Source organism: Candidatus Leptofilum sp. (assembly GCF_965223525.1).
GTDB lineage: Bacteria > Chloroflexota > Anaerolineae > Promineifilales > Promineifilaceae > Leptofilum.
Window position 1 is genome coordinate 373,621 of record NZ_OZ245005.1, and the last position, 12,594, is coordinate 386,214.

Here is a 12,594-nt window from a genome sequence, read left to right on the forward strand (position 1 = left end):
GTTTTTCAATTGTCGCATTTTAGGACGCGGACGAGCGCGGGTGACGCGGAAAATTGTTAATAATCTGCGCTCGTCCGCGTTCATCCGCGTCCCATTGGGTTGCGAATCGGACTTTTGAAAAACCCTTCCCATTTCCCCTCTTATCTTTGCGACTTTGGGTGATTGTGTGAAAATGACAGCATGGACGAACGGCCGTTGCCCTTCCCCACCGAAGAAAAAGTTGAAATTAAGCTGCGGCTGCGGCTGCCATTGATTGGTTTTCTATTTTTGCTAGCGGCGGCGCTGCTGCTGCCGCACAAAGTGTGGAATACCCTGCTCGTTGGGCTGGGTGGGCTGTTTGCAGTAGGGTACGTGTGGGTGCGGCAACTGGGGGCGCATTTGCACGCCCAGCGGCGGCTGCGCTACGGTTGGGTAGCGGTGGGCGACCAGCTAGAAGAGCAGTTTACGTTGGTAAACCGCAGCATCGTGCCTGCTCTTTGGGTGGAAATCATTGATTACAGTAACATCCCAGGCCACAAAACGGCCGTTGTCCGCAGCGTGCCCCAAAATCAACAGGTGCGATGGCGAGAAACGGCCGTTTGCCAGCAGCGCGGCCAATTTTTGTTAGGGCCCTGGGCCATCCGCAGCAGCGATCCGTTTGGCTTGTTCCAAATCACCCATTTTTATACCCAAACAGAAGAAATCATCATCCATCCCCCGGTGCATGGGCAACTGCCAATCCCCTTGCCCACAGGAACCAGCAGCGGTCAAGCGCGGGTGCGGCAGCGCAGTTGGCAAGCCACCACCAATGCCGCCTCGGTGCGCGACTACCAGCATAGCGATCCGCTACGCTGGATTCATTGGCCCAAAACAGCCCATCGGGACATCCTCACTGTGCGGCAATTTGACCAGGATGCAACTGGCGACATTTGGATATTGCTGGATTGTGAGGCTGCCGTGCAGCTAGGCAGCGGTGCTCAAGGCACGATTGAACAAACTGTTTTGCTTGGCGCTTCGCTGGCGGCACGGGCTGTACGCCACAATCGGGCAGTGGGGCTGGCTAGCTACGGCCGTTCGCCCCAAATTGTGCATACTGGCAAAGGCGAGGGGCAGCAGTGGCGCATCTTGCGGGCATTGGCCTTGCTAGATGCCAACGGCAGCGCGCCACTTCGTACTGCACTGCAAGATTTGGCGCATCTGGCACGGCGGGGAACGGCCGTCATCATCATCACCCCCACACCCAACGCCGATTGGCTACCAGAGCTTGTGCGCCTGACCCAGCGAGGCATTGAGAGCAACGTGGTGCTGCTAGACCGGCAAAGTTTTGGCAGTGAGGAGAATAGCGACGGGTTGGCAACGGCCGTGCGGCAGTTGGGGTTTCCTTGCCGGCTTATTCAGCAAGGCGAAGTTGGCACGCCGCTGGAAGCACAGCAAAAGCGTGGCTTTTGGGAATTTCGCGTCACCGGTACGGGCAAGGTAGTTGCTGTGAGAACGCCGGGGATGCCATGAAGCAACTCACTTTCAAAACTTACGAACCGCAAGAGAGCTGGCTGACGTTGGTGTTGCTAACGGCCGTACTCTTCTGCCAGGTGGCGGCCGTGCTGGACGTTGGCTGGGTGCCGGAGGATGGCATCGTTGTTTCGGCCACAATTGGCGGCTTGCTGCTGGGTGGCGTGTTAGCCAAACGGCCGCTGGGCACACTCCCCGCCTGGGCACTCATCACCCTTTACGGCTTACTCATTCCGCTGATGGGATTGGCAAATTTATGGCCAACCTGGGCAGCTCTGCGAGGCGGCTGGGGCTCTTTACGGCCGTACTGGTTGCAAAATGGGGCGTTGTTTTTAGATCGGGTAGCTGGTTGGGGAACGGCCGTCTTCAACAACCAAAGCAGCCAGGAAACGGTGGTGTTTGCCCTGGGGCTGGCCTTGCTGAGCTACTTTTTAACCGCCTTCGCCTGCTGGCAGCTATTCCGACACAGACGGCCGTTTACTGGCCTGCAGGCAATCGGGCTGGGGCTGGCGCTCAATGGCTACTTTGGCGGGGCAGATATTTGGTGGCTGGCTCTGTTTGTGGGGCTGACGGCAATTTTAACGGCCGTTATCCACTTCATCACCCTGTCCGAAGGGTGGGAAGCACACCAGGTTGATTATTCCGACGAAGTGCAAATTGATTTGTTCATTTACGCCACAGCAATTGCCACAATTTTGCTTGGGCTGGCGGTGTTCATTCCCAATTTCAGCATTCAACGGCTGGTAGATTTTTTTCAGCAGCAGACTGCGGTGCAGCAAACCGAAGCGGCTCTGGAACGCGCCTTTGGCGGCGTGGCGGCCAGTGGTGGCCAGCCACGGGGGCAAGACGGCGTAGGCGGCAGCGGCATTTTGCCGCGTGACTTTTTGCTTGGCGATGCACCTGAACTGTATGAAACGGTGACAATGACGGCCGTTGTGCAATCCGAGGCAAATTTAGCTGGCATCCATTGGCGGGCGCTAAGCTACGACGTGTACACGGGGCGCGGCTGGGCCTTGTCTGAGGAGCGCATAGAGCCAATTGCAGCCAACACGTCAATCCCTTTGCCCCAAGTGGCAGCCACGGCAACTGTGTCCCAAACGGTTTACTGGCTGCAAGATACACGCTTGGCGCGGTACACGCTGGGGCTGCCGCAGCAGTTCAGCCAGGATGTAGCTGTCCGGTGGCGGGGGCAAACTGATCTGGCGCGGGTGAACGGCAGGGGGCAGATTTATACGGCCAGCTCCCAATTCTCCCTGGCAAGCCCAACAATGCTGCGGCAAACGGCCGTAGCTGATGTGCCACCTGCGCTGCTAGCACGCTACACCGCCCTGCCAGAGGACGTACCTCAGCGCGTGCTTGATTTGGCGCAAGAGGTGGCGGGTGGACAAACCAATCCATATGACCAAGCGCGGGCATTAGAGGAATTCTTGCGACAGTATCCGTACTCTTTAGAAGTGAGCAGTCCGCCTGCCAACGCAGACCCGGTTGAGCACTTTTTGTTTGAGGAGCAGGCGGGCTACTGTGATTTTTATGCCTCAGCGATGGTGGTGATGGCGCGCGCCGTTGGGCTGCCTGCCCGCATGGCCATCGGCTACCTGGCGCAGCTCCCTGCTGCGAGTGTACAAACCATCTACCAAATTAACGGCCACTCCTGGGTGGAGGTCTATTTTGCTGAATTTGGTTGGGTGGAGTTTGAGCCTACGGCCGCCTTCACCAGCCCGCACAGCAACCGCAGCAACCTGGCTCAGCCTCCTGATTTTGGCGAACCGGGCGCACTGCCATTTGAAGAATCAGTCAATCTTAATCTACCACCCATACCAGAAGCGGAGAAAGCACGGCCGTTTCCGTGGCTACCGCTGCTGGGTGCCGGTTTGTTGCTTGCTTTGGTCTGGCGAGGGTGGCGGCAAAGTCGGTTGCCAACTGGGGCAGATGCGGTTTTGTGGAGCTACGGCCGTTTGCAACAAGCCGCCGCCAAATTGGGATACTCGCCACAACCACAGCAAACACCAGCGGAGTTTTTAGACGCATTTCAGGAACATTTGGCAGGATACGGCCGTTCTCCCCGAATCGCCAAACAGATCACCAGCGTGCAGCCCCATGTGGCACGTCTCACCCAGCTTTACGTGCAGCGTTGCTATGCCGGAGATGCACAATCTGGACGACTGTTGGCTTGGGAAAGTTGGCAGCGGGTGAAACGGCCGTTGTGGCTGCTGCGAATCATTCGGTGGTTTGTCAAAATCTAGCGCCTTCAATTATCAATCCGGCAAGTACAAATCGTCTGAGATCCAATTGGCTGGATTGTTATGAATGTATTGAGTAACGGCCGTAAGATGACGTTCGTTACGAATAATTTGCTCGTAATAGTTGCGTTGCCAGATGGGGCTATTATCGTTACCAGGAAAGCGCCGAAACCGCTTCGTCACCTTAGATTTAAATTGCCCAATAATGGCTCCCAAAGAACCCGATTGTAGGGGCGACCCGGCGGGTCGCCCATCTGGGACATTCATATCTGCGCTATTGAGAAAAATCACAATAATGCCATGCAAATGGTTTGGCATGACCACAAACGCATCGAGATGAATATTTGGCCGAACAACGGCCGTTTTCTGCCACTCGTAATAAACTAGCTGCCCCAACAAAGAAAGTTTCATCTCGCCATTGACAATTTTGCCGAACAAGGGCTGCCGCTTGTACGTACAAATTGTCACAAAATAAGCTCCAGTTTGAGTGTAATCATATCCTTTCAAGCGGATAGAGCGACGGTGATGTTTATATGGATCGTATGACATGATGTCCCTCCTAATTCCATCATGTCGGTAGGGGCGACCCGACGGGTCGCCCCTACTGGCCATCGTCAAACTATGTAATCAACTCATCTGGTAAATGATCCAGCCGGTTGAGGTAGAGCAAATCAACTTGCCTTTCGCTAAAGTTTAGCCGGGTGATGGAGGTGTTGTGGGCGTGCAGCCAAATACGGTTGGCGCTTTCGTTGTTACGTAGCGTATTAAAGCCAAACAGTGTACGCAGCACGGCCACAAAAAAGCCGCCATGGGTCACAATGGCTACCCGATCATCCGGCTCATGCCGCTGCCGTAGTTCATCCAGGAACAGTTTCGCTCGCTCCATTGTTTGCTTGCGTGGTTCAAACGGCCGTTCCCACCACCCCGCCTCACCCAAAGAATCTGGCAAAACCAACTGTGGATAATGTTGGGCAAAATACGCTCGGTTTGGCCCCGGCAAACCGACACGCTCATTGGTCTCCAAATGACGCTCAAAAATGCCGCCAGTTTCATGAACAATCTCCCAAGCCACCAGCGGAATAGCCACTTTTTTGGCAATCGCGCTACCCGTATCCACTGCACGCACCATGAGGCTGCAATATAGATGCGTAAAGTTAAACCCCTTGCGATTGTGTGAATCATTTGCCGGGTCTGCCTGCTGCCAATTCTTGGCAATATGCTGCCCTAGATGACGTGCCTGCTGCTGTCCAATTTCTGTTAAGCGCGGGTCTGGAGAACGCCCGATACTGCTGCCTGTCCGCGCCCAAAGCGCGTTATTTTCCGATTGTGCATGTCGAATCATATAAAGTTGCATGGGCAAATTGTAGGGTTGCCCTGCGCTCTCGGCAAGCCTAAAAATCCTTTGTGAATAGTGTGAGGACGGAACACGCAATACGCCATACGGTTTTCATTCATGCCTATCAGCCTAGCGGGTAAAGCCCCCTGGCAATTTGCAGGCAATTGAATTACTTATTGACAATAAACGATACGATAGATAGAATATCTATCATGTCATCTCAAAGCGATTTAGCAGTTGAGCAGCGAATAATGGGCGCGGCGAAAGCGTTGGTGAAGGAAACGGCCGTCTCCTTCACCATGGATCAGCTAGCTGTAAAAGCTGGGGTCTCCCGCGCCACCATTTACCGGCAGTTCGGCAGCAAAAAAGCAATTCTAAAGCGTCTGGCAGATGAGCATGGCCTGGACAATCTTGCCCAGCCAGACGCACCCAGCCGCATTTTGCAAGCCGCCCGCACCCTTTTTGCCCAGCAAGGCATGATGGGGCCGACCATGGAGCAAATCGCCGCCGAAGCCAACGTCGGCGTGGCAACCGTGTATCGTCACTTTGGCGACAGGTCTGGGTTGCTGCATCACTTTTTTCAGGCATATCAGCCAAATCTGCCGCTTACCGCCAAAGAAATCACTGGTGATTTGGTCAAAGATTTAACCCAACTGGTTGCCGTCCTTATCGCTTTCATCGTGGAAAACCAGGACATTGTTCAACACAACTTTAGCAATGCACTGGAATGGCGAGACGAGATGATTGGTGTGCGGCCGTTCCAGCAACGCAGCCTCACCCGTGTAACAACCTTCTTGCAAGAGCGAATAGACGCGGGCCAACTCCGCCCCACCGACCCGCAAAAAGCTGCCGCTGCCCTGCTGGGCATGATATTGTCGTTTAGCTTGGTGATACCCATCTATTACAAAACGCCGAATCCAAAGCCACAGGAAACGGCCGCATTCATCACCAATCTCTTTCTAGACGGCCTTAAACAACCATAGAGCATACTGCGTAAAGAAAACAGAACACGCAATTTTTTTAGAGGAAACAATGAAAAGTGCATCCTATACTCTGCCCTTTAGCCAGATTTCAGCAGCCGATTTGCCGCTGGCCGGCGGCAAGGGAGCTAACCTGGGCGAAATGAGCCGCGCCAACTTCCCCGTGCCGCCCGGCTTTTGCATCATCACCCATGCTTTCCGCGAATTTGTAGCCGCCTGCCCGCAAATGCCGCACTTCCACGCCGCTTTGGCGGCAATTCCGCCAGACGATTTAGTGGCTACACGCAAAATTGGGAAGGAAATCCGCCAAGCACTGCATGAAACGCCCATTCCTGATGCGATAGCAATGGCCGTTGCCCACACCCTCCATCAACTTGACTCCAACGCCGCCTACGCCGTCCGCTCCAGCGCCACTGCCGAAGATTTGCCCGACGCCTCCTTTGCCGGGCAGCAAGACACCTACTTGAACTTGCGCGGTGAGGGAGAAATTTTGGACGCCGTGCGCCGCTGCTGGGCCTCCCTCTTCACGGATCGCGCCATCCTGTACCGGCAGCAAAATGGCTTTGCCCATCAAGACGTTGCCCTCTCCGTTGTGGTGCAACAGATGGTGTTGCCAGACATCTCTGGCATTTTGTTCACCGCGGATCCGGTGAGCCAGCACCGCCACATTTGCTCCATTGATGCTAGCTACGGGCTGGGCGAGGCCCTGGTAGCCGGGCTGGTCTCTGCCGATTTGTACCGAGTAGACAGCCGCACCAACCAGCTCATCGAAACAAAAATTGGCGACAAAAAGTTGGCAATACGGCCGTTGCCCAAAGGCGGCACCACGCAAGAAACCCTCAGCGACGACCAACGCCATGCCCAAGTCCTCAATGAAGCCCAAGCCATTGCCCTGGCCCAACTAGGCAAGCAGATCGAAGCCCACTACAATCAGCCGCAAGATATCGAATGGGCGATTGCTGAAGGGGAACTTTATCTGCTGCAAACCCGCCCCATTACCACCCTCTACCCCCAGCCCACCCCGCAGCCACAAGACGACGCGCTCCACCTTTTCGTGAGCCTGAACCACGCCCAGGTGATGCTAGACCCCATCAAGCGGCTGGGGGTAGATTTTTGGCGGCTGATGTTCCCGACCCGCAAATTGGGCAGCCCCACTGGCCGCAGTCAAAGCCTGACCAGCGCAGGTGGGCGCATGTACATGGACGTCACCCCACTGCTCAGCCTGCGGCTAGGGCGCAAAGCCGTGCCGCTGTTTCTTACGATGGCCGACGAGCAGATTGCCGCTGGCATCCGGGAAACGATCCAGCGGCAATCATTTCGTCAGCGATTAGCCCATCTGCGCCCCAAAACGCGGCTGCGAGACGTTTTAGCCTACCTCGGCCCCGTCCTCAAAACGACGCTCAGCTTCCTCTTCCGGCGCGATCCGGAAACGACGCGGCAGGAATTAACTGACCGAATGGACAGGCTGGTTGCCGCTAGCCAGCAGCGTATTTTGGCCCAACCAGCCGGGGCGGCTCGCCTACAGAAAATCGAAAGAGAGTTTGGTGACGCGTTTGTTCACTTATTGCCCGATTTCCCGGCATTGGTAGCAGGTGGCATTGTGTCGCAAAGATTGCTGGCCAAAGTGGTTGGTCGTCGCGCCAACCCGGATGATTTAACGGCCGTTGCTCGTGGACTCAGCAGCAATGTGACGACAGAAATGGACCTCGCTGTGGGCGATTTGGCAGATTTGGTACGTCAATCGCCGCAGCTTGTGACCCACTTTCAGCAAAATCCACCCACGCAGGCATTGGCAACCGCCGCCAGCGTACCTGGCAGCAGCCCGTTTTTGGCAGGCTGGGCCGATTTTCTGGCGCGCTACGGCATGCGCGGACCATCCGAAATTGATATTTCGCGCCCGCGCTGGCGTGAAGACCCCACTTCGCTGCTACAATTTGTGGTGGGCAATTTGCACCACGCCGAGCCAGGCAGCCACCGCAGCCACCATGCCGAATTCACCGCCGCAGGCGAGGCAGCCGGTGAGCGACTCATCGCTGTCGCAGGCCAGGGCGTGCTGGGCTTTATCCGTCGCCCGCTGGTGCGCCGTCTGGTGAAAACGGTGCGCGGTTACACATCGGGGCGGGAGCATCCCAAATTTTTCCTTATCAAGCTGCTGGGCATGATAAAGTTGATTTTGCTGGAAGAGGCAGAGGCGTTAGTGGCAAACGGCCGTCTTCATCACCCCGAAGATATTTTCCACCTAGACCTCACCGAGCTGATCAATGTTGCAGCAAATCCAGAGGTAGATGTACGACCGCTTATCGTCCAGCGAAAGGCGGAATTTGCCCGCTTTCACAAACTCACGCCACCCCGCTTGCTTACCAGCGACGGCGAAATTGTGCAGGCAAAACTTAGCCGGGATGGACTGCCAGAGGGGGCTTTGGTGGGCAGCGCAGCTTCCAGCGGCACCATTGAAGGCGTTGCCAAAGTGGTGCTAGACCCCAACAAGGATGTGCTGGCCAAAGGGGAAATACTGGTGGCACCCTTCACCGATCCGGGCTGGACACCGCTATTTATCAATGCGGCCGCACTGGTGATGGAAATAGGTGGCCTCATGACGCACGGCTCAGTCGTCGCCCGCGAGTACGGCATCCCAGCCGTCGTGGGCGTTGCGGGGGCAACACAACAAATCAAAACGGGGCAGCAGATCCGCGTGCATGGGGATGCTGGATTTGTTGAGATTTTGTAAGCTGAACTATGACCACGCGGTGATCGGCCGCTCTTCCTTGACGCCATCCACAAAAATGTCTACCTTCTCGTTGTAAAAGCAAAGCAAGCCTTTTATTTTTGGCGCTTCGGCAATGGGGTCTGGATACCCCCATACAAGGTCTTTGTAAACATTTTCCCCAATTTTTATTGACCAGTAAGAGGCGACGCCTTTGTAAGGGCAAACGGTTTGGCTGTTGGTTGCCTCTAGCAAAGCCATGTTCACATCTTCGGCGGGCAAGTAATAGCGCGTGGGCAAATTGGTCTCAAAGAGTAAGTACGGCCGTTCTGACTCGGCCACCGTCACCCCATCTACCTCCACCCGAATGTGGCGCGTGCTGGGCACAGTATCTACACGATGATAGGGATCACGCGGATGCACAAAGACCTCTTCATTCTCCTCGAACCATTTATCCATTTTGTTCCAGCGAAAGGCAACGTACCCTTCAATGCCGTTCAACCCTTCTGGAGCTTGGCTGTAGCTCCAGGCGGCATTGTTTACTTGGTGATTGTCCACTTTTACATGCCAACTCATGCGCCCTTTGCCGCTCCGCCCAGTATCTACCAAAAACTCTTGGCGCACATCTTCTTCGGGGAAATAATAATGCAGGCGCGGGCCACCTCCTTCCCACACCAGCAACGCTCTGCGGCTGTCGGCCACAAATTCGCCATTCAACTCTGCCCGAATCCACCGTGGGGTGGGTTCCCAATGGTATCCATTTTGTGATTTCATCGTTCACCTCCACCTTTTCAGATGCAATTTGGAGATGTTTCTTACGTGTAGTGGGAAAAAGCAAAACGGGGCAGCACATCCTGTGTAAGGGAGTGTCGGGTTTGTTGGGATATTGTAGACAGGCCAATTTTTAGCAATCTTTCCTATTCTGCACAAAACCCCTAGCAATTGTCGCGCCAAAAATTTATACTCAATTTATGAAATAGTTTTTTACGGCCGTTATGAAAAGCAATCCGTTTGTTATTCATACGATGAATACATGACCCAAACGCTAGAAACGCTTCAGGTTCACGCAGAAAACGCTGAAACGCCCCAGCAAGCAATCAATGCTTTGCTGAATTTGGCCGATCACCTTAGCACTTACGATTTTCAGCAAGCCATTTCCTCTCTAAAAGAAGCACAAAAAATCATAGAAACCAATGCTCTTGACCCCAAACAACTTATACACATTTTTAGCCAAATTGGCAGTTTACTAAATGATTTGCGCGATAATGATTCAGCCATTCACTATCTGAAAAAAGCAATTACATTAGCAGAAACCCATCAAGAAAACCTGCACAAAGCCAACGCCCTAAGGCTGATGGGCTTTGTGCAAATGGAATTGGGCAACCTAACTGAGGCTTTATCCCACTACCTGCACGCTCTGGAGCTAAGCCGCGCTGAGTGTCACCTCCATGCTGAAGTAAACGCACTCGGCGGCATTGGTCTCGTCTATGGTGAGATGGGCAACAGTGAGCAAGCTCTGTTGCATCTAAACCAAGTGCTGGAACTAAAAGAAGCGAACAATTTGGACGACATTGACAAAGCCCTAAACAACTGTGCCATAGAGCACATTAAGATAGGAGATTTTGACAAGGCTCTCGAATACGGTTTGCGAGCTTTGGAAATTACAAAGGCTAAAAATGATCAATTTAGCGCTGTGTTTTCCAGAAATCGCATCGGCGAAGCCTACATGGGCTTAGGTGAACTTGAGCAAGCAGACATTTACTTGCAGCAAAATTTAGATTTTCTACAGACAGAGAGCCTAAAACCACGTCGCCTGCATCCCCTACGCCACATGGGAACGCTACGCATTCTACAGAAGCAATACCATGCGGCAATTCAATACCTGGAAGAAGCGTTAGAAATTGCCAAAACGTCAGAAGGTAAACAGTTCATTTACGAAGTTTATGAAAAACTGGCAGAAGCTCACAAAGGAGCAGGTAATTTTGAACAGGCTCTGCATTACTTTGAGCAGTTTCACACGCTCAAAGAAATTGTGTTCGATGAACGATCTAAAAAAGCAAGGCATGATCTGGAAGTAGCCTACCGCACAGAAGCAGCACAGCGTGAGGCTGAATTATTGCAGCAAAAAGCAAAAGAATTGGAGCATGAAATACAAGAGCGAAAGCGAGCAGAAGAGAAAGCTTCCCAAGCTAGCCAGGCTAAAAGCAGATTCCTGGCAACGATGAGCCACGAGCTGCGAACCCCGCTTAACTCCATTATTGGATTTGCTGAATTGATCGAGCTAGAGCTGACAGAGCAGCAAAATATGACATTGGTAGAAGATGTTCAGCGCATTCACAAAAATGGACTGCACCTGCTTAATCTAGTCAATGATGTATTGGACATGGCCAAGGTTGAAACTGGCAAGCTGGTTATTTACCCGGAGCTTGCGTCTCCCTGGCTCATCGTTCACGAGGTAACACAGTCAGTTGCATATTCAGCCAAAAGTGGTGTCGAATTTATTGTCAAAGCTGATCCAGAACTGTCCCATTTTATGATTGACACATTACGCATCAAGCAAGTTTTGCTCAATTTACTTAGCAATGCGTTCAAGTTTACGGACGAGGGTTGGGTGAAGTTGTCTGCTGAAGCAACGGCCGTTTCCATCCAGTTCATTGTCGAAGATAGCGGCATTGGCATCCCCGCCGATCAAACGTCTGCCTTGTTTGAAACCTTTGCCCAAGTGGATACGCCTAAAAATCGAACATTGCGTGGAACTGGTCTCGGGTTGCCCATCTCGCGCGACCTAGTTCGTTTGCATGGCGGCTCAATCAGTGTAGAAAGTGTCGTGGGGCAAGGCTCAAAGTTTGTGGTCACGCTACCGCGCAATCTGCCGGGAACAGATACGCTTGATGAGTAAACACCAAATCTTGTATATCGAAGACAACGATGACAACTTCCGATTGGTTGAGCGTATTTTAAAACGTTTAGGATTGGAACTAGATCGGGCAACAACGGCCGCTTCTGGTATACAAATGGCTCAAACGAATCAGTATGCGCTCGTCCTGACCGATATTTTGCTGCCAGATAACAGCATTGACGAAGTACATTACCATCTTCTCTACCCATTGCGACAGCAAATTGGCCCCAATGTGCCGTTGGTGGCGGTTACCGCCCATGCCTTCCACTTTGATGAAGCATTTTTACTTGCCCACGGCTGTGACTATTTTGTGGCAAAACCACTTCACGTTCTTGAGTTTCAAACGCTGATCACGCAGTTGCTGGCATAGCTGGCTACTTTAGCCAAATAAAAGCAAAACGGCCGCTTCCGGTGGAAACGGCCGTTTGCCTGTATGGGGGTATTAGCTGCTAAATTTAGTTCTGCTTTTTCAACAAATCACGGATTTCTGTTAGCAAATCCTCTGCCGATGGGCCTGCTGGCGGCGCAGGCGGCTCTTCCTTCTTCATATTGTTCGCCTGACGAACAATTAAGAAAATGACAAAGGCAATAATTAGGAAATTGATGATGGCTTGAATGAAGTTGCCGTAGGTGATGCTCGCATCCCCCACTTCAATCGCCAAAGTCGTAAAATCTGTGCCGCCTAAAATTGCGCCAATGAGCGGCATGATGATGTCGTTTACCAACGACGTTACAATTGCCCCAAACGCACCGCCGATAATGACTGCTACGGCCAAATCCAGTACATTGCCTTTGGCAACAAATTCCCGAAACTCTTTAATCATGTTACTTTTTCCTCCACTTACTCAATAAAATTTATGCGCTTATCGCTGCATCCGGTCGTTAGAACCCCCTTGCCTTACATAAGTCACAAATTTTACAGTTCTTTTATGAATTTGACAGAAAGA

The 12,594-nt window shown here is 53.0% G+C and carries 10 protein-coding genes; 6 read left to right on the forward strand and 4 right to left on the reverse strand.

What is annotated here, in order from left to right; translation table 11 throughout:
- Window positions 1-162: 162 nt before the first annotated feature.
- Window positions 163-1,488 (forward strand): DUF58 domain-containing protein, encoded by a 1,326-nt coding sequence (locus ACOQPM_RS18730; protein ID WP_420631784.1) that lies wholly within the window; start codon window positions 163-165, stop codon window positions 1,486-1,488.
- Window positions 1,485-3,731, forward strand: coding sequence for a transglutaminase domain-containing protein (locus ACOQPM_RS18735; protein ID WP_420631785.1), 2,247 nt, complete (start codon window positions 1,485-1,487; stop codon window positions 3,729-3,731). The genes ACOQPM_RS18730 and ACOQPM_RS18735 overlap by 4 nt, the downstream gene beginning before the upstream one ends.
- A 12-nt stretch (window positions 3,732-3,743) precedes the next feature.
- On the opposite strand, the gene ACOQPM_RS18740 is transcribed toward ACOQPM_RS18735, so the two are convergent.
- Window positions 3,744-4,277, reverse strand: a complete 534-nt coding sequence (locus ACOQPM_RS18740) for a transposase (protein ID WP_420631786.1) — start codon at window positions 4,275-4,277, stop codon at window positions 3,744-3,746.
- Between the two features lie 70 nt (window positions 4,278-4,347).
- Window positions 4,348-5,070, reverse strand: a complete 723-nt coding sequence (locus ACOQPM_RS18745) for a histidine phosphatase family protein (RefSeq protein WP_420631787.1) — start codon at window positions 5,068-5,070, stop codon at window positions 4,348-4,350.
- A gap of 206 nt (window positions 5,071-5,276) precedes the next feature.
- Here ACOQPM_RS18745 and ACOQPM_RS18750 point away from each other — a divergent pair, with 206 nt between their 5' ends.
- Window positions 5,277-6,047, forward strand: coding sequence for a TetR/AcrR family transcriptional regulator (locus ACOQPM_RS18750; protein ID WP_420631788.1), 771 nt, complete (start codon window positions 5,277-5,279; stop codon window positions 6,045-6,047).
- Between the two features lie 49 nt (window positions 6,048-6,096).
- Window positions 6,097-8,772, forward strand: a complete 2,676-nt coding sequence (locus ACOQPM_RS18755; RefSeq protein ID WP_420631789.1) for a phosphoenolpyruvate synthase — start codon at window positions 6,097-6,099, stop codon at window positions 8,770-8,772.
- Between the two features lie 6 nt (window positions 8,773-8,778).
- Here the strand turns inward: ACOQPM_RS18755 and ACOQPM_RS18760 are convergent, their stop codons facing one another.
- Window positions 8,779-9,522: a DUF427 domain-containing protein gene (locus ACOQPM_RS18760; protein WP_420631790.1), complete on the reverse strand. Its 744-nt coding sequence runs from the start codon at window positions 9,520-9,522 to the stop codon at window positions 8,779-8,781.
- Between the two features lie 259 nt (window positions 9,523-9,781).
- Here ACOQPM_RS18760 and ACOQPM_RS18765 point away from each other — a divergent pair, with 259 nt between their 5' ends.
- Together ACOQPM_RS18765 and ACOQPM_RS18770 are read left to right on the forward strand one after the other, a co-directional pair.
- The gene (locus ACOQPM_RS18765; RefSeq protein ID WP_420631791.1) at window positions 9,782-11,647 is read left to right on the forward strand and encodes a tetratricopeptide repeat protein; all 1,866 of its coding nucleotides are present in this window, start codon (window positions 9,782-9,784) and stop codon (window positions 11,645-11,647) included.
- Complete coding sequence (locus tag ACOQPM_RS18770; RefSeq protein WP_420631792.1) at window positions 11,640-12,017, forward strand: response regulator; 378 nt, start codon at window positions 11,640-11,642, stop codon at window positions 12,015-12,017. The genes ACOQPM_RS18765 and ACOQPM_RS18770 overlap by 8 nt, the downstream gene beginning before the upstream one ends.
- Window positions 12,018-12,102: 85 nt before the next feature.
- Here the strand turns inward: ACOQPM_RS18770 and mscL are convergent, their stop codons facing one another.
- Window positions 12,103-12,471, reverse strand: coding sequence for a large-conductance mechanosensitive channel protein MscL (mscL, locus tag ACOQPM_RS18775; protein WP_420631793.1), 369 nt, complete (start codon window positions 12,469-12,471; stop codon window positions 12,103-12,105).
- Window positions 12,472-12,594: the final 123 nt, after the last annotated feature.

Coding starts and splice junctions, on each gene's coding strand:
- ACOQPM_RS18735 (WP_420631785.1), top strand. CDS start 1,485: ATGAAGCAACTCACTTTCAAAACTTACGAACCGCAAGAGAGCTGGCTG.
- ACOQPM_RS18740 (WP_420631786.1), bottom strand. CDS start 4,277: ATGTCATACGATCCATATAAACATCACCGTCGCTCTATCCGCTTGAAA.
- ACOQPM_RS18745 (WP_420631787.1), bottom strand. CDS start 5,070: ATGATTCGACATGCACAATCGGAAAATAACGCGCTTTGGGCGCGGACA.
- ACOQPM_RS18750 (WP_420631788.1), top strand. CDS start 5,277: ATGTCATCTCAAAGCGATTTAGCAGTTGAGCAGCGAATAATGGGCGCG.
- ACOQPM_RS18755 (WP_420631789.1), top strand. CDS start 6,097: ATGAAAAGTGCATCCTATACTCTGCCCTTTAGCCAGATTTCAGCAGCC.
- ACOQPM_RS18760 (WP_420631790.1), bottom strand. CDS start 9,522: ATGAAATCACAAAATGGATACCATTGGGAACCCACCCCACGGTGGATT.
- ACOQPM_RS18765 (WP_420631791.1), top strand. CDS start 9,782: ATGACCCAAACGCTAGAAACGCTTCAGGTTCACGCAGAAAACGCTGAA.
- ACOQPM_RS18770 (WP_420631792.1), top strand. CDS start 11,640: ATGAGTAAACACCAAATCTTGTATATCGAAGACAACGATGACAACTTC.
- mscL (WP_420631793.1), bottom strand. CDS start 12,471: ATGATTAAAGAGTTTCGGGAATTTGTTGCCAAAGGCAATGTACTGGAT.